The 20,130-nt window shown below is 72.6% G+C and carries 23 protein-coding genes; 12 read left to right on the forward strand and 11 right to left on the reverse strand.

Translation table 11 applies throughout. The features are described from left to right. The first annotated feature begins 3 nt into the window (after positions 1 to 3). The gene (locus tag DEJ29_RS14325; RefSeq protein WP_071246991.1) at positions 4 to 372 is read left to right on the forward strand and encodes a VOC family protein; all 369 of its coding nucleotides are present in this window, start codon (positions 4 to 6) and stop codon (positions 370 to 372) included. Here DEJ29_RS14325 and DEJ29_RS14330 read toward each other — a convergent pair. After that, complete coding sequence (locus DEJ29_RS14330; protein ID WP_071246993.1) at positions 353 to 910, reverse strand: YbaK/EbsC family protein; 558 nt, start codon at positions 908 to 910, stop codon at positions 353 to 355. The two genes, DEJ29_RS14325 and DEJ29_RS14330, sit on opposite strands and share 20 nt — an antisense overlap. 41 nt (positions 911 to 951) lie before the next feature. On the opposite strand from DEJ29_RS14330, the gene DEJ29_RS14335 reads away from it, so the two are divergent. Beyond that, on the forward strand, positions 952 to 1,608 hold the full coding sequence (locus DEJ29_RS14335) for a CatA-like O-acetyltransferase (RefSeq protein WP_111094530.1): 657 nt from the start codon (positions 952 to 954) through the stop codon (positions 1,606 to 1,608). On the opposite strand, the gene DEJ29_RS14340 is transcribed toward DEJ29_RS14335, so the two are convergent. Next, a complete protein-coding gene (locus DEJ29_RS14340; protein ID WP_110864088.1) occupies positions 1,598 to 2,269 on the reverse strand; it encodes a DUF4166 domain-containing protein in 672 nt (223 codons plus the stop codon). The two genes, DEJ29_RS14335 and DEJ29_RS14340, sit on opposite strands and share 11 nt — an antisense overlap. After that, positions 2,266 to 2,895, reverse strand: a complete 630-nt coding sequence (locus DEJ29_RS14345; RefSeq protein WP_258375910.1) for an SRPBCC family protein — start codon at positions 2,893 to 2,895, stop codon at positions 2,266 to 2,268. The genes DEJ29_RS14340 and DEJ29_RS14345 overlap by 4 nt, the downstream gene beginning before the upstream one ends. A gap of 80 nt (positions 2,896 to 2,975) precedes the next feature. On the opposite strand from DEJ29_RS14345, the gene DEJ29_RS14350 reads away from it, so the two are divergent. The 4 genes from DEJ29_RS14350 to DEJ29_RS14360 are packed head-to-tail and all read left to right on the forward strand — an operon-like array spanning position 2,976 to position 6,088. Then, on the forward strand, positions 2,976 to 3,998 hold the full coding sequence (locus DEJ29_RS14350; protein ID WP_111094529.1) for a Gfo/Idh/MocA family protein: 1,023 nt from the start codon (positions 2,976 to 2,978) through the stop codon (positions 3,996 to 3,998). Beyond that, positions 3,995 to 4,714, forward strand: a complete 720-nt coding sequence (locus tag DEJ29_RS14355) for a Gfo/Idh/MocA family protein (protein WP_349775187.1) — start codon at positions 3,995 to 3,997, stop codon at positions 4,712 to 4,714. Before DEJ29_RS14350 ends, DEJ29_RS14355 begins: the two co-directional genes overlap by 4 nt. 21 nt (positions 4,715 to 4,735) lie before the next feature. Further along, entirely contained in the window at positions 4,736 to 5,023 is a 288-nt protein-coding gene (locus DEJ29_RS18340; protein WP_349775188.1) for a hypothetical protein, read from the forward strand. A 51-nt stretch (positions 5,024 to 5,074) separates the two neighbouring features. After that, positions 5,075 to 6,088, forward strand: a complete 1,014-nt coding sequence (locus DEJ29_RS14360) for a LacI family DNA-binding transcriptional regulator (RefSeq protein WP_110864091.1) — start codon at positions 5,075 to 5,077, stop codon at positions 6,086 to 6,088. 88 nt (positions 6,089 to 6,176) lie between these two features. Here DEJ29_RS14360 and DEJ29_RS14365 read toward each other — a convergent pair whose 3' ends face one another. Continuing rightward, a complete protein-coding gene (locus DEJ29_RS14365; protein WP_349775189.1) occupies positions 6,177 to 6,959 on the reverse strand; it encodes an esterase/lipase family protein in 783 nt (260 codons plus the stop codon). Then, the gene (locus tag DEJ29_RS14370) at positions 6,956 to 7,729 is read right to left on the reverse strand and encodes an alpha/beta fold hydrolase (protein WP_146248302.1); all 774 of its coding nucleotides are present in this window, start codon (positions 7,727 to 7,729) and stop codon (positions 6,956 to 6,958) included. The genes DEJ29_RS14365 and DEJ29_RS14370 overlap by 4 nt, the downstream gene beginning before the upstream one ends. 82 nt (positions 7,730 to 7,811) lie before the next feature. Between DEJ29_RS14370 and DEJ29_RS14375 the strand changes: the two genes are divergently transcribed. From DEJ29_RS14375 to DEJ29_RS14385, 3 genes are all read left to right on the forward strand, one after another. After that, positions 7,812 to 8,300 (forward strand): hypothetical protein, encoded by a 489-nt coding sequence (locus DEJ29_RS14375; protein ID WP_111094526.1) that lies wholly within the window; start codon positions 7,812 to 7,814, stop codon positions 8,298 to 8,300. Between the two features lie 21 nt (positions 8,301 to 8,321). Beyond that, a complete protein-coding gene (locus DEJ29_RS14380; protein WP_111094525.1) occupies positions 8,322 to 8,870 on the forward strand; it encodes a dihydrofolate reductase family protein in 549 nt (182 codons plus the stop codon). 103 nt (positions 8,871 to 8,973) lie between these two features. Then, entirely contained in the window at positions 8,974 to 10,272 is a 1,299-nt protein-coding gene (locus tag DEJ29_RS14385) for an NAD(P)/FAD-dependent oxidoreductase (RefSeq protein ID WP_111032782.1), read from the forward strand. A gap of 244 nt (positions 10,273 to 10,516) precedes the next feature. On the opposite strand, the gene DEJ29_RS14390 is transcribed toward DEJ29_RS14385, so the two are convergent. Next, a complete protein-coding gene (locus DEJ29_RS14390) occupies positions 10,517 to 11,422 on the reverse strand; it encodes an SDR family oxidoreductase (RefSeq protein ID WP_111094524.1) in 906 nt (301 codons plus the stop codon). 95 nt (positions 11,423 to 11,517) lie between these two features. Here DEJ29_RS14390 and DEJ29_RS14395 point away from each other — a divergent pair, with 95 nt between their 5' ends. Both DEJ29_RS14395 and DEJ29_RS14400 read left to right on the forward strand, forming a co-directional pair. Further along, positions 11,518 to 12,090: a TetR/AcrR family transcriptional regulator gene (locus DEJ29_RS14395; protein WP_111094523.1), complete on the forward strand. Its 573-nt coding sequence runs from the start codon at positions 11,518 to 11,520 to the stop codon at positions 12,088 to 12,090. Positions 12,091 to 12,157: 67 nt separating this feature from the next. Then, complete coding sequence (locus DEJ29_RS14400; protein WP_111094522.1) at positions 12,158 to 13,399, forward strand: acyltransferase family protein; 1,242 nt, start codon at positions 12,158 to 12,160, stop codon at positions 13,397 to 13,399. Between the two features lie 112 nt (positions 13,400 to 13,511). Here the strand turns inward: DEJ29_RS14400 and DEJ29_RS14405 are convergent, their stop codons facing one another. Together DEJ29_RS14405 and DEJ29_RS14410 are read right to left on the reverse strand one after the other, a co-directional pair. Beyond that, complete coding sequence (locus DEJ29_RS14405) at positions 13,512 to 14,423, reverse strand: DUF2382 domain-containing protein (RefSeq protein WP_111094521.1); 912 nt, start codon at positions 14,421 to 14,423, stop codon at positions 13,512 to 13,514. A 35-nt stretch (positions 14,424 to 14,458) separates the two neighbouring features. Further along, positions 14,459 to 15,148, reverse strand: a complete 690-nt coding sequence (locus DEJ29_RS14410; protein ID WP_181438142.1) for a hypothetical protein — start codon at positions 15,146 to 15,148, stop codon at positions 14,459 to 14,461. Between the two features lie 138 nt (positions 15,149 to 15,286). Between DEJ29_RS14410 and DEJ29_RS14415 the strand changes: the two genes are divergently transcribed. Then, on the forward strand, positions 15,287 to 16,534 hold the full coding sequence (locus tag DEJ29_RS14415; protein ID WP_111094520.1) for an FAD-dependent oxidoreductase: 1,248 nt from the start codon (positions 15,287 to 15,289) through the stop codon (positions 16,532 to 16,534). Between the two features lie 16 nt (positions 16,535 to 16,550). Here the strand turns inward: DEJ29_RS14415 and DEJ29_RS14420 are convergent, their stop codons facing one another. From DEJ29_RS14420 to DEJ29_RS14430, 3 genes are all read right to left on the reverse strand, one after another. Then, positions 16,551 to 17,420, reverse strand: coding sequence for a UbiA family prenyltransferase (locus tag DEJ29_RS14420; protein ID WP_111094519.1), 870 nt, complete (start codon positions 17,418 to 17,420; stop codon positions 16,551 to 16,553). Positions 17,421 to 17,462: 42 nt separating this feature from the next. Next, a complete protein-coding gene (locus DEJ29_RS14425) occupies positions 17,463 to 19,049 on the reverse strand; it encodes a long-chain-fatty-acid--CoA ligase (protein ID WP_111094551.1) in 1,587 nt (528 codons plus the stop codon). A gap of 125 nt (positions 19,050 to 19,174) precedes the next feature. Further along, a complete protein-coding gene (locus DEJ29_RS14430; RefSeq protein WP_111094518.1) occupies positions 19,175 to 20,080 on the reverse strand; it encodes a DMT family transporter in 906 nt (301 codons plus the stop codon). Positions 20,081 to 20,130 lie beyond the last annotated feature (50 nt).

Genomic DNA, 20,130 nt, shown 5'->3' on the forward strand with positions numbered 1-20,130 from the left:
GCCATGATCGGCACACTCGACGTCGTCGTCCTGGACTGCCCGGACACCCGCGCCCTCGCTCGCTTCTACGCCGAGCTGCTCGGCGGGGAGATCGTCGGCTTCGACGAGGACTGGGCGGAGCTCGCCCTCCCGTTCACCGACCACCGTCCGATCCTGGCGTTCCAGCAGGTCGACGACTACCGGGCGCCGGACTGGCCGGGGCAGACGGTCCCGCAGCAGAGCCACCTCGACGTGAAGGTCGACGACCTGGACGACGGCGAGGCCGCGGTGCTCGCGATCGGTGCGACGGCCACGGGGTCGGGCACGGAGACGTTCCGCGTCTACCTCGACCCCGCGGGGCACCCGTTCTGCCTCATCCGGCCGTCGGACTGACCGGTTCGGTCGCCAGGCCCTCGACCACGGTGACGTTCGGCAGTGCGGTGAGTGCTGCGCCGGGCAGGAACAGCTTCGCGGCGCGGCGCCCGGCGCCGATGACGACCTCGGGGGCGTCGAGGACGCGCGCGTCGATGTAGAGCGGCCACGACGACGGCAGCCCGATCGGGGTGATGCCGCCGTACTCCATGCCGGTCAGCTCGACCGCTTCGTCCATCGGGGCGAAGCTCGCCTTGCGGACGTCGAGCAGCTGCTTTACGACCCGGTTCACGTCGAGCTTCGTCGATGCGAGGACGACACAGGCGGCGTAGCGGACCTCGTCGCCGCGCTTCCCTGCGACGACGATGCAGTTCGCGCCGCCGGCCAGCGGGTAGCCGTACGCCTCCGAGAACGCGGCGGTGTCGGCGAGGTCCGCGTCGATCGGGGCCCCCTCGATCTTCATGACGACCTCGGTCGGCAACGCGACGAGGGCTTCGGCGACGGGGATCGCGAGGAATCCGGTGGCGACCAGGGCGGGAACACGTTCGAGCGTCGGCATGGCTCCACCGTAGGGAAGCGATCCCGCACGAGGGTGGAGCCATGACCGAACTCCGGGCGATCGACGTCGACCAGTGGCCCCGCCGGGAGCACTTCGAGCACTACCGGCACCGGGTGCCGTGTGCGTACGAGGTGACCGTCGAGCTCGACGTCACCGCCTTCGTCGAGCGCGTCCGAGCGACCGGCCGTCGGACCTACGCGTCGCAGCTCTGGGCGATCGCGACCGTGGTGAACCGGCACGACGAGTTCCGGATGCAGCTGCTGGACGACGGTTCCCCCGCCGTGTGGGACTGCGTCCACCCGATGTTCACCGTGTTCCACGCGGACACCGAGACGTTCTCCGCCCTCGTCGTGCCGTACGACGACGACTTCGGCACCTTCCACGACGCTGCGGTGTCGACGATGACGGAGTACCGGGACGACACCCGGATGTTCCCGCAGGACGACCGGCCCAGCAACGTGTTCGACGTCTCGACCCTGCCGGGGGCGTCGTTCACCGGCTTCTCGTTGCAGGTGCGCGACGGCTGGGACCACCTGCTGCCGATCATCACGCTCGGCGGGTACCGGACCGCTGGTGACCGGACGCGGCTACCGCTGGCGCTGCAGGTCAACCACGCGGCTGCCGACGGCTTCCACACGACCCGGCTGCTGCGCGAGCTCGAGGAGCTGTTCGCCGATCCCTCGTGGCTCAGGTCCTGAGTTCGGTCCGGCGGGGCTTCAGGCGGTCGGGTGCGTCCGTTGCCGGTACCCACTCGCACGTGAAGGTCCCGCGGTAGCCGAACAAGAACCCGAACAGCGCGTTGCGCACCTCGAGGTCGACGTGGAACGACTCGTCCTCGTCGGACCAGTACTCGTGCAACGTCGCCCGGCCGCTGAAGAGCATCGGGAACCGGAAGGCGATCGGCCCCTCGTAGAAGCGCTGGGCGTCCGAGGTGAGCACCAGCCCACCCCGGTCGTCGACGACGAGGTCGAGGTCCACCGCCAGGTGCTGGTGCGAACCGAGGTAGTCCAGCACCCGCCCACCGACGAGGACCATCGTGGCGTCGAAGCGCGCGGTGCGCCCCGGGCGGGTCGTGTAGGTGCGGACGAAGGTGACGGTCTCGCGTCCGTGAGCGTCCCGGTAGGGGTAGTTCTCGATGGTGAAGGGCACGTCGTCGCCGACGTCGGGGACCAGGATGTTCCGGAGCCGCCCGATCTGCAGGAACGGAACGGTCCACCACGGACCCCGGCGGATGGAGGTCATCACCCCGCGCCCGATGCACGCTTCGGCGGCATCCAAGCCGACGTCGAAGCGCCGTTGCATCATCGGGTGCAGTCGGTGGAAGTCTGCGCCGAGCGCCGCTCGGAACACCGAGGTCATCGCTGCTCCGCCGGATCCGGCAGGACGGCGAGGGTCGCGGGCGCGTCGCGCAGGTGGTCGCCTCGTCGGCTGCCCCCACGCGGTGCTCGTGACGACCGGGAGGCCCGTGGCCGGCCCCGGCACCACACCTGCAGCACACTCGCCAACTGCCAGGTCTCGGGGTCGCCGCCGCCTTCCAACCATTCGCGGAGCCGGTCGAAGCTCCATGCAGTCGCCCAACCGAGCAGCGGCCGGACGACCACGTCGAGTGGTCCCCATCCCGGGTCGTAGTCGTACCCCGTGATGAAACGGGTGCGGCCGTCCTCGGTCGGGACGTACTTCCAGTACCCACGACCGTGTCGGATCGGCGACAGGCGGTCCCGGGTGGAGAAGCGCAGAGCCGACGTCCGTGTGCCGTCCGACCGGAGTCGCTCGCCGAGGCTCACGCCCGTGCCGTGGACGTCGTGCACGGCGGACCGTCGGACGTACGTGAAGCGGGCTGCTCCGTCGGCGTCGGCCGGTTCCGGGACGATCTCGGAGAACCGGACGTCCCACCGCACGTGCTGGCGCGGGTCCTGCGTCGCTTCCCAGACCCGCTCGACGTCCGCGTCGATGATCGTCTCGACGTAGATGCCCCGGTTGCCCACACCCCGAGCGTAGGACACCACTGGCAACCGGGTCCCGCTGGCGCACCCCGCCGTCCCACCGCATCTCCTACGCTGACCCCATGACGTCGCAGTCGGACTCCCCCGCCCGCAAACGCATCGGGCTCGTCGGCGCGGGCGGCATCTCCGTCGCCCACCTGCCCGGGCTGCTCCGCCTGGGCGACGTGGTGGTGCACGCTCGCGAGGGCGCCCACGAACTCGTCGCCGCGTTCACCGACACCGCCCGGGTCGAAGGCAGCACGATCACCGTCGCCGACAGCCTCGACGAGCTGCTCGCCGTGGTCGACGTCGTCGACGTGGTGGTCCCGACGCACGCTCACGCCGAGGTCGTGCGTGCGGCGATCGCGGCCGGCAAGGACGTCGTCTCGGAGAAGCCCCTCGCCCGGACCGACGCGGACGCGGCGGACCTGGCGGCGCGCGCTGCGGACGCAGGCGTGCAGCTCTACCCGGCCCAGGTGGTGCGCTGGTTCCCCGCGTACGCGCGCCTGCACGAGGCCGCGACCACGGGCCTCCTGGGCGACCTGGCGGTGTTGCGGTTGTCGCGGTCCGGTGCCTTCCCCACCCACGTCCCCTGGTTCGGCGACCGCGCCCTGTCGGGCGGGATCGTGATGGACCAGATGATCCACGACCTCGACATCGCGCGCTGGGTGGCGGGCGAGGTGACCCGGGTGTCGGCGGTGAGCGTCCGCGCGGGTTCCGAGGCGGAGCCGGTCGAGGCGGCGCACGTCCTGCTCACGCACGAGTCGGGTGCGATCAGCCACGTCGCCGGGCTGTGGGGGCCGCAGCACCTGGCCTTCACGACCGAGTACTCGGTGACGGGGACGCTCGGCAGCCTGTCGCACTCGTCCCGGGCCGAGGAGGACACCCGGAGTGACCTGGCGGCACCGGCTTCCGTGGACGGTTTCCTGCCGGCGGTGGGCCCGGCGGACGATCCGTACGCGCTGGAGCTCGCCGACTTCCTCGCCGCGTTCGACGGTGGTGCACCGCCCCGGGTGGCCGTGGACGACGGCGTCGCCGCGGTGCGGATCGCGAACGCGGCGATCGCCTCGATCGAGTCCGGCCAGCCGGTGGAGGTGTCGCGGTGACGCTCCGGGTCGGGGTGCTCTCCTTCGCCCACACGCACGCCATCAGCTACCTCGGCGCCCTGGCAGCGATGCTCGACGTCGAGGTGCGCGGCACGGACCCGGGCGGGACCTCGACGGGGACGGAACTCGGCGACCTGCGCGGCGCCGAACTGGCCCGCGCGCTCGGCGCCGGGTACGCGGACTCCGTGGACGAGCTGCTCGCCTGGGGCCCGGACGCGGTGATCGTCACGAGCGAGAACGCGCGGCACCGCGAGTTCGTCGAGCTCGCGGCGGCAGCGGGGGCACACGTGCTCTGCGAGAAGCCGCTCGCGACCTCGTGGCAGGACGGCCTCGCCATCCGCGAGGCGGTGGACCGCGCCGGGGTGCTGCTCATGATGGCGTTCCCGGTGCGCTTCGCCTCGGCGTTCGACCGGCTGCGCGCGACGCGGGACTCGGGCGCACTCGGCACGGTGTTCTCGGTGCGGGGCGCGAACAACGGCATGCTCCCGCTCGCCCGGGACTGGTTCACCGACGTCCGGATGAGCGGAGGTGGCGCCCTCGTCGACCACGTCGTGCACGTCGCCGACCTGATCGACGGGCTGACCGGAGCGGCGCCGGTGTCGGTCACCGCCGTCGCCAACCGGGTGCTGCACGCAGACCGCGCGAACGCCGAGACCGCGGGCCTGGTGACCATCACCTACGACGACGGCACGATCGCGGCGATCGACTGCTCGTGAAGCCGACCGGACACGTCGCCGGTGTGGGGCGGGCTGACGCTCGACGTCGCCGGGACCGGTGGCACGGTGTCGGTGGACTTCTTCGGGGCGGCTGCTCGCGGACTCGACGCGGTCGGGGGCCGGCCGATCGAACTCCGGTACGGACCCGACCACGACCTGCCGATGCTCCGGACGTTCCTGGCGGCCGTGGGGTCCGGGGAGCAGCCGCAGCCGGACGTCGGGGTCGGACTCCGGACGCTGTCGATCGTGCTGGCGGCGCAGGAGTCGGTGCGGACGGGCAGGACGGTGCCGGTGCAGGTCGCGGACTGAGCGCTGCCCTGCTCCGCACCGCCGCCACCGCCCCGCGCTACGCTCGTCCCGATGCGCGCAACCGTGCGGGACGTGGCCGCCCTCGCCGGGGTGTCCCCGAAGACCGTCTCCAACGTCGTCAACGGCGGCGTGGTCGTGCGCCCGGAGACCCGTGAACGCGTCGAGCGCGCGGTCGCCGAGCTCGACTACGTGCCGAACCTGTCCGCCCGTGGGCTCCGGAACGGCCGCTCCGGAGCGATCGCGTTGACGCTGCCGGAGATGGGCAGCGCCTACTCCGCCGAACTCGCGCAGTCCTTCGTGGAACTCGCCCGCGAACGCGGCTGGGTCGTGCAGCTCGAGCAGACGGGCAACGACCCGGCCCGCGAACGCGAACTGGTCTCCCGTGCCCGGGCACACCTGGTGGACGGACTGATCCTCAACCCGGTGTCGCTCAGCGCGAGCGTCCTGGCCTCGACCGAGGGGCTGCCGCCGACCGTCGTCATCGGCGAGGTCGAGCCCGAGCACGTCGACCAGGTGCACGTCGACAGCCGCGCGGCGGCCGAGCAGGTCACCGAACACCTGATCGCCCACGGGCACCGGCGCATCGCGATCGTCGGGGCGTCACCGGAGGGCGCCGCGACAGCGACGAGTGAGCTCCGCGAACGCGGCTACACCGCCGCGCTCACCGCCGCCGGCATCACGCCCGACCCGTCGCTCCGGGTCCCGCTGCCGTCGTGGACCACGAGTTCCGCGGCGACGACCTTCGCGGCCTGGCTCGACGAGCACCCCCTGCCCGACGCCGTCTTCGCCTTCACCGACTCGATCGCGTTCGGGGTGCTGCACGTCCTGGCCGCCCGCGGGGTCCGGGTTCCCGAGCAGGTCAGCGTCATCGGGTTCGACGACGTCGACGCGGCCGCGTACGCGATCCCGTCGCTCAGCACGGTGTCGTTCGACCGTCGGGCCTTCGCGACGGCGGCGCTCGACCTGCTGACCCGACGGATCGCGGACCGCGCGGCGGCGCCGGAGACCGTCGTCGTGCCGCACCGGATCGTCGAGCGCGCGAGCGTCGGCGACCGCCCGCGCTGACGCTGCTGCCGCGCCGCTGCCGCTGCGGCCGCCGCGCCGTTTCGCGCTGACCGACACCTCACGCGGCCGCGCGCCCACGAAGTGTCGCTCAGCGCGAAAGACCGCCAGCGCCGCCGCCAGACCCGGAGCCGGAGCCCCCGCCCGGGTCCGCCGCCGCCAGCACCGCCGACCGAGTCCGCGCATCGCCGAGGATCCGGAAGTGCCCTCCCACCGGCAGCCGCACGTTCGTCGCCCCCTGGAGTGCACTGCCCTCGGGGATGAGCGTGTCGAACACCCCGTACACCGAGGTGATCCGCGCGTTCGCGTCGAGTTCCCGTGCCAGCCCCGCCAGCACCGGGTCGGCCGCCCGGAACGCCCGCAGGTGCGGCACCGGCGCGAGCCGCGCGTAGACCGAGCCCGCGAAGGGCGTCGAGACCGCGACCATCCGGTCGATGCGCTCGTGCTGGTCGAGCTGCGTCATCGCGTACTTGCCGATCAGCCCGCCCTTGCTGTGTGCGAGCACGAGCACGTTCCGCAGGTCCTGTTCCTCCAGGGTCGCGATCACCTCGCGCGCCGAGTCCGGCACGGGGCGCAGGTTGTGCCGCAGGACGGGCAGCACGTGCACCGGGTGTCCCCGATCGTGGAGCGCGTCCATCAGCGGCCGCATGAAGTGCCAGGTCTCGTAGACACCGGGGACCACGACGACGGGCTGCCCCGCGCCGGACCGGTAGTCGTCCGCGGTGGTCGGGCCGAAGCTGCGCACCTGCCACCTGGCGGCGTACCCCCAGTCGAGTGCGGCCCACCACGCGCGTCGCACCAGCGGGACACGGCCTGGAGGCCCGGATCGCGCCGTCCGCGCCGCCTCCGTCCCCGACGTGGTCGGCCGGGTCATCGCAGCCCCTCCAGGCGCTCGGCGCTGCGGAACGTCTCGAGGAGGCGTGCGAAGGCGTCCGGCTGCCGTTCCTGCACGTGGTGCGGGCCGTCCAGTTCCACGAAGGTGCCGTTCGGCGCAGCGGCCGCGACCCGAGCCGACCAGTCGTGCCGCGCGATCGGGTCCTGGGTGCCGCGGACGACGAGGACGGGCTGCGTCACCTCGGTGATCGTCCGCTCGGTCGGGTAGCGGAGCATCGGCCCGAGCTCACGCGTGTACTGCCGCATGCTCCGCAGGTAGTCGGTGACCAGGACGCCGTTCATCCGGACCCCCTCGACGAACCCGTCGCGGCCCAGGTCGAGTGCCTGCAGCGGGAGGGATCGCCGCTCGGAGTCGATCACCGGACCGACGAGCACGATCGCCGCGACGGTCTCCGGGTGGCGCCGGGCGGACTCGACCACGACCTGGGCACCCATCGACTGCCCGACGAGCACCAGGTCGCCGTCGACCAGGTGGCGGACCGCCCGCACGACCACGTCGCCGAGCTCCTCGATGGGCAGCCGACGACCGGCCGCGGGCAGCCAGCCGAACCCCGGCAGGTCGACGCTGATCGTGCGGTGCTCGGCGGCGACGGCGCGCTGCGACCGAGCGAAGGACCGGTGCGACATCCCGATGCCGTGGACGAACACGACGGTGGGGTCGGTGTCGTCGCGGACCGGCTCTCGCGCCGCCATGGTGTGCAGGCGCACGGGCAACCCGTCGATCCGGACGGTCTCCACAGCAGCGCGCACGAGCCGAGGCTACGCGGCGGTTCGCAGCACCGGGTCAGCCTCGTCATCGGCCGCACATAGCCGGGCCGTGTGCACTCCTGGCATGAGCGACACCACTCCCACCAACGGCCACGGACCGGACGGCTCCGACCCGGCGAACCGGGCGACCACGCCGACCGGCTGGGGCGCCGCCCCGACGTCGACCTCCACGCTCGACGCCCCCGCGCCGCAACAACCACAACAGCAGCAGCAGCAGCAGCAGCCGTACCGTGCGGACGCCGGCGCCGGCGCCCCGGGCGGCTGGGACGCCACCGCCCCGAACGGCGCCACCCCCTGGTACGGAGCCGCAGCCGGCGCCGCGAGCCCGACCAACCGCCGCAGCGCCGGCCCGAAGCCCCCGTGGTTCTGGCCGCTCCTCGCCGCGATCGTCGGACTCGCCGCACTGCTCGTCGGCGGAGGCGTCGGGTTCGCCATCGGCCACGCGATCGGTGCGGACCGGACGCAGTCGACCACGCAGGTGCCCGGCACGAACCGGTTCCCGGGCAACGGCACCGACCAGGCCCCCGGCAGCACCGACGGCACCGGGAGCTGACCGGCGGGTACGATCCGTCCCATGCGGAAGACCACTGCCGGTCTGTTCACGTCGGTCGACGGCGTCGTGCAGGACCCCTACGAGTTCCAGTACGACAGCTTCGACGACGAGCTCGGCGCGGCCATGGGTGCCTTCATGGCCCGCACCGACACCGTGCTGCTCGGCCGGAACAGCTACCTCGAGTGGTCCGAGTGGTGGCCAGCCCACCCGGAGGACCCCTTCGGGCAGTGGATCAACCCGATCGAGAAGCACGTGGCCTCCACCACGCTCGGCGACGACCTGACCTGGCAGAACAGCACGCGGATCCCGGGCGACGTCCCCGCGTTCGTCCGCGGACTGCAGCAGCGCGAGGGGGCGGACATCGCCGTGTGCGGCAGTGTCACGCTCGTCCGCAGCCTGTTGTTCGCCGGGGTCCTCGACGAACTGCAGCTCATGATCCACCCCGCGATCGCCGGCCGTGGCCGGCGACTGTTCGAACCGACCGACCCGCCCACGCGCCTGCGTCTGGTCGACAGCGCCGTGACGAGCAAGGGGAACGTGCTGAACACCTACGGGCGGTTCGACGCCTGACGGACGCACCACGGGCCTCCCGGCCTCTGCCCGTCATGCGCCCCGGCAAACCGCGCGTACCCTCGATGGTGACCATCCGCACCCGAGGAACACCGGAGCAAGCATGACCCAGGACACCCGCCCGCACGTCGTCATCGTCGGCGGTGGATTCGCCGGTGTGGCCGCTATGCGCGAGCTCGCCGACGCGCCGGTCCGGGTGACCCTGGTCGACCGTCACGTCTACAACATGTTCCAGCCCCTGATGTACCAGGTGGCGACGGGCGGCCTGAACGCCGGCGACGTGACGTACTTCCTGCGCTCGCTCCGGGCCCGCCAGTCGAACGCCGAGTTCCGTCACGGCCTGCTCACCGGCATCCGCACCGACGAGCGCATCGCCGAGATGTCCGACGGTGAGCACCTGCACTACGACTACCTGATCCTCGCCAACGGCGTGAACACGAGCTACTTCGGCACCCCCGGTGCGTACGAGTACGCGTACTCGATGTACTCCCGCTCGCAGGCACTCCGCATCCGCGACGAGCTGTTCACCCGGCTCGAAGAAGCGGCGGCCAACCAGGGCCCCGACGAGATCCGCATCGTGATCGTCGGTGGCGGTGCGACCGGTGTCGAGATGGCCGGCGCGCTCGCCGAGCTCCGCGACCAGGCACTCGTCGGCGCGTACCCGGAGATCGAACGCGGCAACATCTCGATCACGCTCGTGCACCGCAGCGGCGAGCTCCTCAAGCCGTTCGCCCCGCGCCTGCGCCGCTACGCCGCCAAGGTGCTCCGCAAGCGCGGTGTCGTGCTGCGGCTGAACACCGGCGTCTCCGAGGTCAAGCGCGACGGCGTGATGACCGCCGACGGTGAGTTCATCCCCGCGTCGCAGGTGATCTGGGCGACCGGTGTCGCCGCCCACAAGGAGGTCTCCGGATGGGGCCTTCCGCAGACCCACGGTGGCCGCATCCAGGTGAACGACGACCTGAGCGTGAAGGGCGCCGAGCGGATCTTCTCCGCCGGTGACATCGCCGCGCAGGACGACGCCCTCGCCCAGCTCGCCCAGCCCGCGCTGCAGGGCGGACGGCACTCGGCACGGCAGATCGTGCGCCTGCTCGAGGGCAAGGCCACCGAGCGCTTCAAGTACTTCGACAAGGGCACCATGGCGACGATCGGCACGAACGCCGCGGTCGCCCAGCTGCGCGGCGGGATCACGATGGTCGGCCCGATCGCCTGGCTCGCCTGGGTGTTCGTGCACATCACGAGCCTGCTCGGTGCCGGCAACCGGATGTCGACCCTGACGCACTTCTTCGTCCGCTACGTGTGGTTCATGCGGAAGCGCTCGATCCCGATCGTCGGCGACGTGCGCCCGGTGCGCCCGAACGGCGACCGCGAGCCGGACCCCTGGCAGCTGCAGAAGGCCGAGTAGCCGCGCGCGGTCGCTCGCACGCTCGCTTCGTGAGCAGGAACGGTCGGGTCCGCACGTCGGACCCGACCGTTCCTGCTCACGGTGTGCGTGGCGCGACGGCGACGGCCTGGAGGCGCGGGGCGGGGACGGCCACGGGCCTCCCGGCCGGTGCGTGGTGCGCGGGGCTGGCGCCGACGCATGGGCCGGACCGCGGGACCGGCCGCCGCGGAACGACCACGTCGCCGTCGTCCGGAGTCGGCCCGGCCTACGCCACCCGGACGCCGAAGTACGCGCCGGCGGCGATGTCCTCGAGCAGCCCCGCGTCGGTCGGCCGCCAGCCGAGCAGTTCCCGGGTGGCCTCGGACGTGGCGGACAGCTCCATGCCGAAGAACGACGCCATGAACCCGAAGTGCGCTGGAGCGTCGGCGGGATCGATCGACGTGACGGGGAGCCCGAGACCCTCGCCGATGGCTTCGGCGATCGCCCGGGTGGGGATGCCGGTCTCCGCCACGGCGTGCATCCGCGTGCCCGCCGGTGCCTGCTCGAGGCCGAGCCGCACGAGCCGGGCGGCATCGGTGACGTGCACGGCGGCCCAGCGGTTCGTGCCCTCGCCGATGTACGCGGAGACCCCGTGCCGCCGGGCGGCGGCGACGATGTACGCGACGAACCCGTGGTCCCCCGGTCCGTGCGTGGTCGGGCTGAAGCGCGCTGCGACGGCGCGGACGCGCTGCTCGACGAAGTCGAGGCCGCGGTTCTCGCCGCCACCGCGCGGAGCGTCCGGACCGACGAAGGGATTGGGGTCGGCCTCGGTGGCCGGACGCCCCGAGGCGAGCCCGGCCACCCCGGCGGCGAACACGAACGGACGATCGCTGCCGGCGAGCGCTGCGCCGATCGTCTCGATCGATGCGCGTTCGGCGGCATCGGACACCGCCGGGTTCGCGAAGTCGTGCTTGTTGGCGAGGTGCAGAACGCCCTCGGACTCGGCGGCGCCCCGGTGGATGACGTCCAGGTCGTCGAGGTCGCCGCGGAGCACCTCGACGCCCTTCGCCGCGAGTGCCGCGGCCGTGACGTCGGACCGGGCGAGCCCGGTGACGGAGTGTCCGGCGGCGAGCAGGTCGTCGACGGTGTGGGAGCCGATCCAGCCGGAGGCCCCGGTGACGAACACGTGCATGTGCGTTCCCTTCGCAGGTGTCCAGGACGTTGATGTCATGAACTGACATCAACGTAGCACTCCATGTCAGTCACTGTCATCAGTAGACTGCTGACATGGCTCGTTGGCAACCCGGCACCCGCGGACGACTGCAGGCGGTCGCCCTGCAGCTCTTCGCCGAGCAGGGCTACGACCGGACGACCGTCGCCGAGATCGCCGGCGCGGCCGAGGTCACCGAGCGCACGTTCTTCCGCCACTTCGCCGACAAGCCCGAGGTGCTGTTCGCGGGCCAGGACGGGTTCCTCGCCCTGTTCGTCGACTCGATCACCGCCGCCGCCGAGGACACCCCGCCGTTCGACCTCATCCGCCTCGCGCTGGACGCCAGCGCCGACTTCTTCCCCGAGGACCGTCGGGCGTGGTCCCGGACGCGTCAGGAGATCATCGACGCGAACGCGGCACTCGGCGAGCGCGAGCTCGGCAAGCTCGCCACGCTGAAGGCCCGCCTCGGCGAGGTCCTGCGCGGCCGAGGAGTGCCCGAGCCGGTCGCGACGATGGCCGCCGAGACGACCGTGACCGTGTTCCACCTGTCCTTCGCGCAGTGGATCGCACCCGACGAGGACCGCCCCTTCGCCACGATCGCCGCCGAACGGCTCGACGCCCTGACGAGCCTGGTGCAGCCCGGTCGTTGAGACTCCTCTTACCCGCGAGGAGCACCCTGGATGCCACACCGGGAACCGAGCTCCGCGGGGAGGGACCATGGCGACGACCACGCTGCCACACGCGCAGACACAGACGCAGACGCAGACGCAGCAGCAGGCGTGGGCTCCGCAGCACCGGACGACCGCTCCGGTGCGCACCGACGACCGCTCCTCGCCGGCCCCGCCACCACCGCTCACGCGCCGTGCCCCCGCACTCGACGGGCTCCGGACCCTCGCCATCCTGGTCGTCGTCCTGTACCACCTGCACGTCCCGCACTTCGAGGGCGGGTTCATCGGGGTGACGGTCTTCTTCGTGCTGTCGGGCTTCCTCATCACCACCCTGCTGCTCGGCGAACGTCGACGCACCGGCCGCGTCCGCCTCGGCTCGTTCTGGGCGAAACGGATGCTGCGGCTCTACCCCGCGCTGCTGGCGTTCGTGGCCGTGGGACTCGTGCTCTGGAACTGGGTGGGCGACTACAAGGGCGCCTCGTTCTCGGCCGGTGAGGCGGCGTTCATCGCGCTGACCTACACGGGCAACCTGTTCCGTGCGTTCTGGGACACCACGCAGGGGGTCTTCGCGCACACGTGGAGCCTGTCGATGGAGGAGCAGTTCTACCTGGTCTGGCCGCCCGTCCTGGTGCTGCTGGCCGCACTCCGGGCTCGCCGGCGCTGGCTCCTGACCGGCCTCGGCGCCCTGGTCGTCGGCGCGTCGGCCGCGTCGTGGGCGAGCTACCGCACCCCGAGCGGCGGTGCCACCCCCGGCGTCTACTTCTCGCCGGTGCTCGGGATCGTGCCGCTCGCGACCGGCTGCGCGCTGGCGCTGCTGCTCGACGACGAGCGGGTCCGTGTGCGCGCCGCCGGGGTGATCGGCCACGTGGCGACCTGGCTCGGCCTCGCGCTGCTGGTCGGGGTGCTGCTCTGGATCGACGACGACTGGACCCAGGACGCGTCGACGTTCGGGATCGTGCTGCCGGCGACCGGGCTGATCGCGGCGCTGGCGATCGGCGGGCTCGTCTCGGTCCGGTCCCCGGTGTCGGCCGCGTTGGCGGTGCCGCCGGTGTCGTGGTTCGGTCGTCGTGTGTCGTACTCGGCGTACCTCTGGCACCCGCTCGTCATCGCCCTGCTCGGCACGTTCGCGATCGGCCCCTGGGGCACTCTCGGCCTGGTGGGCGCGGTGGTGATCGTGTCGATCGGGGCCGCGTACGCCGTCGAGGTGCCCGTCGAGCGGTTCCGCGCACGGGTCCGAGCGGATCGCGTGCGGGCTGCGTGCGGCACACCACGCGGCGGCGCGACCGGCTGACGACCGGCTGCGGCGGGCGGTGGACCCGGCCCACGGACGGACGGGAGGCGCGGTGCCGGCTGGCACCGCGCCTCCCGTCCGTCCGTCGCCGCGCGGTCGGTCCCCGAACGCGTCAGCGACGCGTCGTCCCGTCCTGGTCGAGGTCGATCTCCTCGTGCGCGACGTCCTCCGACACCTGCTGCTGCTCGGTGACGGTCTCCTTGCCGACGCGGACCCGCTCGACCGGCACGGTCTCCTTGTCGACGACGACGCGTTCCTCGTTCAGGGTGACCTCGTGCTCCTCGTCCGACAACGCCGGGCCGTCGATCGCTGCACCGGCGTTCGCGTCCGTGATCGGCTCCGTCTCGACGCGGAGCTCCTCGTGCTGCACCGGGACCGTCACGTTCCGCTGTTCGGTGACGACGTGCTTGCGCAGTCGGACGCGTCCGGCGGGGACCTGCTCGGTGCCGACCTCGAGACGTTCCTCGGAGCGGGTCATCGCATCGTCGGTGTCCGGACCCGAGGTGTCGTGCCCGGCGGAGCGGGTCAGGTCCTGCCCGGCCGAGGCGGACGCACCCTGCCCGGCCGAGGCGGACGGTCCCTGGCCGGCCGACGCGGACGTGTCCCGCCCGGCAGCGCCCGCCGTCAGTTCGGGGTCGGTACCCGGCGTCGCACCGGTCGCGTCGGAGGAACCGCCCGTCTGCTGGCCGGCCCCCTGCCCGGCCTGCTGCCCGCCGCCGATCCCGTAGTGGTCGAAGACGCGGTCCTGCTCCTCGTCGCTGAGCTCGCCGTCGCCCTCGACCCGCGGAGCGTCCTTGATCTGGTCCTTGCCGTAGGCCACGTGGAGCTCGTCGCCACTGAGGTCGGCCCCCTCGAGCGGCACGAAGGACTCGGAGCGTCCGAAGAGGCCGGTGCTGACGCTCGCGAAGAGCGGGTGGCCGTCGTGCTGGTCGACGTAGACCTGCTTGACGGTGCCGACCTTGGCGCCGTCGGGATCGGTGACCTGGGCGCCGAAGACGCTGTTCAGGTTCGTGGAGTCGATCATGGTGTGTTCCTTCCGTACCGATGGGTGGGGCAGCCTCAGCGGCCGAGACCGACGCGGTCGACCCGTCGGTGGTAGCGCATGCCGAGGACCCCGCCGAGGACCGCCCCGACCAGGCTGATGATCGCGACGACGACCGCCGTGACGATGCCCGTCACGGTGAGTGCGCCCTCGTCGATCGGGATCCGCGGGAAGCTGTTGAGGTTGCCGAGGACGTTGAACTGCGACCCGGCGACCGCGGTGACGACGGCCACGACGACCGCGATGACGACCGCCCAGATCCAGACGGCGATGCCCTGCTTCGCACCGGCGAACCGGGCCATCCGTCCGGCGACGTACCCGCCGCACAGGTAGGCGACGAAGAGGATCACGGCGAGGGCGATCGCCCCGACGATCCCGACCACGTCGCCGTTGCGGGTCACGTCCTTCGCCGCATCGTCGACGTCACCGCCGTTCTGGCCGAGCCCGACCCCGGCCCCCACCGCGCTGAGGATCGCCGTCAGGATCAGGGCGGTGCCCGTCGCGGTGAGCCAGCCGAAGAAGGCCGATCCCCACTTGAAGCCGGAGAACTCCTCCTTCTCGCGCTCGAGCACGGTCTCGCGCTGGGTCGCACCGCGTTCCGCCGGGACGGCGCGGGTCGCGCGGCCGTCGTCCTGCGCCGGTCCGGTCCCCGCGTCCCGTCCTGCGGCATCGACGTCGGGTCGGGTGCGGTCGTCGTGTGTGCTCATGGTCAACCTCCAAGGTGCCGATCGTCCCCTCGGCGGAAGGCAACTCCGGTGCACGTGGGAAGCCGGACAGGCGGGGCAGCACCCCTGCGCTCTCGGTACATCCCGGCGGATCGGCGGTTCGCTCCGTAGGCTCGCTCCGTGCACTCGGAACGGACGGACGTCCTGGTCGTCGGCGGTGGTCCCGTCGGCCTGTTCCTCGCCGCCCTCCTGGCCGGGCGGGGCGTCGAGGTCCGGGTGTGGGAACGCCGATCGGCGCCCCCGACCGGGTCCCGCGCGATCGGGATCCACGCGCCCGCCCTCGACGCCTTCGCCGTGATCGGCCTCGACATGCCGGTCCTGGCGGCGGCCGTCCTGGTCCGTGCGGGCGTCGCCCGGAGCCGCGGCCGCACCCTCGGCACCCTGGCGTTCGACCGCGCGTCGTCGACCCACCCGTACGTCGCGACCCTGGACCAGCACCGCACCGAGACCCTGCTGCGCGACCGGCTCGACACCGGCGCGCCGACCGCCCTGCGCACCGGGACCACCCTGACCGCGCTGTCCCGGCACGCCGACCACGTCGACGCCACCGGGACCGAACCGGACGGCAACAGGGTGACGGTCCGCGCGGACTTCGTCGTCGGGGCCGACGGTGCCCGGAGCGTCGTGCGCGACCTGCTCGGCATCGGCACGACCGGACGTGACTACCCGGACCGCTACGTGATGGGGGACTTCGCCGACCCGGAGGACCCGTCGGCCCGGTCCGCCGCCCTGGTCGACGTCGGCCCGGACGGCGTCGTCGAGTCCTTCCCGCTGCCCGACGGGCGCCGGCGGTACGTGGCGCTCGTGGCCGGACCGAGTCCGAGCACCGGCACCGGTGCCGGCACCGGTGCCGGCGTCGGTGCCGGCGTCGGTGTCGGTGCCGGCGTCGGTGTCGGACAGGACGGCAGTCCCGACCCTGTCACCGCGGCTCGCGTGGCGGAGATCGTCACCGCACGCACCGGGATCGAACCGGACCCGTCGACCTGCACGATGACGAGTACCTTCGGGGTCCGCCGACGCACAGCGGACCGCGTGGGCGTCGGCCGGGTCGTGCTCATCGGTGACGCCGCCCACGAGATCAGCCCGATCGGCGGGCAGGGCATGAACCTCGGTTGGCTCGACGCCGCCGAGCTGGCGCCGCTCCTCGCGGGTGCGGTCCGCACCGGCGTCGCCGGTCCGTGGCCGGGCTACGCCGCCCGCCGCCAGGCCGTCGCTCGTCGCGCGGCACGGCAGGCCGAGGTGAACATGGCCCTCGGCCGTCCGCTCGGCCCCGTCGCAGCGGCCGGACGAGAGGCGCTGCTCCGGACCGCCCTGTCACTCCCCACCGCGCACGCCCTGGCCCGGCTCTACGCGATGCGCTGGGCCTGACGGCTCACGTCCGTCGTCAGGCGACGAGTCGCGCGCCCGCGAAGCCGAGCTCGACGACGAGCACGAGGGACGACGCGATGACCAGCCGGAACAGGGCGCGTGAAGCCCGTCCTGCGAGCACCAACCGGACGCCGACGACGGCGAGCACGGCCACCACGACGGCACCGAGGACCGCGAGCACGACGCCGAGGCCCCGCACCGGGTCGTCGCCGAGGACCTGTCCGCCGAGCACCAGCGCTGCAGCGACGACGAGCGAGGCGAACGCGACGATCCCCGCGCCGCGGAGCCCGAGGCGATGCGGGAAGCCCCGCACGCCGGTGGCGGCGTCGTCGACCAGGTCGGGCAGCACGTTGGTGCAGTGGATGGCGATCCCGAAGACGGCCCCCGTGGCGATCGCCCACCACTCCGGCCACTGTCCCTCGGGCCCGGCCGCGACGGACACGACGGGCAGCAGCCCGAAGGCGACCACGAACGGCGCCACCGACCACACCGAACGCTTCAGCCCGGCGTCGTAGGCCCACCCGGCGGCGACCAGCACGAGGTGCGCGACCGCGGCGACCGGCCCCAGGAACAGCGAGAGCACCACGGCGATCCCGGCGGTGGCGTACGCGGCGGTACGGACGGTGCCGACGGCGATGAGGCCGCGGGCGACGGGCTTGTCGCTCCGCCCGACGGCCCGGTCGCGGTCCGCGTCGATCCAGTCGTTCGCCAGCCCGATGGACAGCTGCCCGGCGACGACCGTCAGCGCCACCAGCACCACGAGCCACACGGGGTGCCCGACGGCGGCGGCGATCACCGCTGCGAGGACGGTCACGGTGACCGTGGGTCCGGGGTGGGACGACGCGAACAGCAGACGCGCGGTCGACGGGGTGCGGCTGGCGGTCACCCGGTCAGCGTACGGATCGCCCCTGCGCGGTCGTGGGGCGGATCACGGAACCGCCGTCACCTCGACGCTGAACCGGTCGACGAGTTCACGCTTGAGCACCTTGCCGCTGGGGCCGAGCGGCAGCGCGTCGAGGACGTGCACCACCCGCGGGTACTTGTACGCGGCGATCTCGGCGGCGACGAAGTCGACCAGGACCTGCGGCTCGACGGACGCGCCGGCGTGCAGGACCACCGCGGCCTCGACCTCCTGCCCGTGCACCGCGTGCGGCACCCCGAACACCGCGGCCATCGCGACGTCGGGGTGGGTGGCGAGCACTTCCTCGACCTGCCGCGGGTACACGTTGTAACCGTTGCGGATGATCATGTCCTTGGTGCGGTCGACGATCGTCAGGTACCCGTCGTCGTCCTTCGTGCCGAGGTCACCGGTGCGGAACCAGCCGTCGACGATGGCCTCGGCGGTGTCCTCGGGCCGGTCGAGGTACCCGTTCATCAGGTTGTGGCCGCGGATCACGAGCTCGCCGATCTCGCCGTGCGGCAGCATGACGATCGCGTCGCGGACCTCGGGGTCGGCGATCTCGACGTCGATGCCCCACACCGCCGTGCCGATGGTGCCGGGCCGCGGCGGTTGCCCGACGTGGTTGAAGGTGGCGACCGGCGAGGTCTCGGTCAGTCCGTACCCCTCGTGGATCGGGGCGTCGAAGACCTGCTCGAACCGCTCGAGCACCGCCAGCGGGAGCGAGGCCCCGCCGGAGATCGCGTACCGGAGCGTCGGACGGGCCTCGGACCGGGTCGCGGCGTCGAGCAGCGCCATGTACATCGTCGGGACGCCCATGAAGATGCCGCAGCCGTGCTCGACCATCGCGGCGAGCGCCGTGTCACCGTCGAACTTCGGCAGCATGACGAGCGTCGCGCCGGTCCGGAACCCGGTGTTCATCGTGCAGGTCTGCCCGAACGTGTGGAACAGCGGCAGGGCGCCGAGCAGGACGTCCCCGCGGTGCATGTCGAACGTCGTCATCAGGTTGGTGTTGACCTGTTCGAGCAGCGCGAAGTGCGAGCCCTCGGCACCCTTGGGCTGGCCGGTGGTGCCGCTCGTGTACAGGATCGTGGCGGTGTCGAACGGGTGCCGCGGCACGTAGGTGTCGAGCGGTTCGCTCTGCGCGGCCAGGGCCTCGAGCCGGTCGGGGCCGGCCGCGGACCCGTCGTCGGTCGTCGCGGGCGCGAGCACGGTCACGACGTCGACCCCGGCGAGCTCGGCACCGGCGGCGCCCTCGCCGAGCAGCGGGGCAGCACAGACGAGCAGCGTCGCGCCGCTGTCGCGCAGGACGTACTCGATCTCGCGGCGCTTCAGCAGCGCGTGCACGGGCACTGCCACCGCGCCGAGGGCGAGCGTGGCGTAGTAGACGCGGGGGAAGTCCGCGACGTTCGGCACGAGCATCGCCACCTTCGCCCCCTCGGTCACGCCCCGCGCGCGGAGTGCCCCGGCGTAGGCCAGGGTCTGCGCCCACAGCTCGGCGTAGGTGGTGCGGACGTCGCCCACGATGACGGCGACGTCGTCCGGGTAGCGTGCCGCCGATTCGGCGAGGATGGCTGCGACGGACGCGGTCGCGCGGGTGGTGTGGGTGTCGTGCATGCCGGTCTCCGTCTTCGTCGACGACCTCGTCGTCGTCACCGCCGATCCTACGGCCCGACCCGGTGGACCGGTCAGACAAGCTCGGCCCGGCGGACCGGTCAGGCAGGCTCGGCCCGGCGGACCGGTCAGGCTGCGGACGCCGCAGGTTCCCGCCGGCGCACGAGCACCCCGGACGCCAGGGCGATCCCGAGCAGGACGACGAGCCCGCCGACGGGCTCGTTCCACCGCACCCGCTCCCCCAGCACGAGCACACCGAGCGCCACCCCGACCACCGGCGTCAGGTACGTGACGGTGGAGGCGCGACCGGCGCCCCACGCCTGCACGAGCCGCGTGTTCCAGGCGTAGGCCAGCCCCGTGCCGACGCAACCGAGCGCGATCATCGCGGCCACGATCCTCCCGTCCAGCTGCACCGGACCGGTCGCGATGACGGGCGCGACCAGCAGGAGCATCCCGGAGGCCAGCGTCAGCTGGACCGTCGCCAGCGTGACCGGGTCGTACGCGCTCGCCACGGCGACGCGACGCAGGTAGGCGAGCCCGATGCCGTAGGACGCGGTCATGCCGAGCAGCGCGACCTGCCCCGGCACGCTCGCCAGGACCTCCGGGTCGGTCAGGACGTCCCACGGGCCGACCAGCACGAGCACCCCGACGATGCCGAGCACGATGCCGAGCACCTGCCGTCCGCGGAGCCGTTCGGACGGCACGAGCACCGCGAGCGCGGCCAGCGTCATGATCGGCGTCGTCGCGTTGTAGATGCTCGCGAGCCCGGACGGCACCGTCTGCTCAGCCCATGCCATCAGGGACGACGGCACCGCGTTGAGGAACACCGCGACGACCGCCAGGTGCGCCCAGGTCCGCGGTTCCCGGGGCCAGCGCCGGCGGGTCGCCAGGAGCACCACGACGAGCGTCACCCCACCGAGGACGGTCCGCACGGTGGCGACCTGCTGCGGGGCGAGACCGTCGAGCCCGATCTTCGCGAAGAGGAAGCTCGAGCCCCAGGTCAGTGCGACGAGGGCGTAGAGGAGGGCGTTCACGTGGCCTAGTGTCGGACCACCGGGTGACATGCGGCAAACGCATGGCGCTC

The organism is Curtobacterium sp. MCPF17_021 (assembly GCF_003234605.2).
GTDB classification, from domain to species: Bacteria; Actinomycetota; Actinomycetes; order Actinomycetales; family Microbacteriaceae; genus Curtobacterium; species Curtobacterium flaccumfaciens.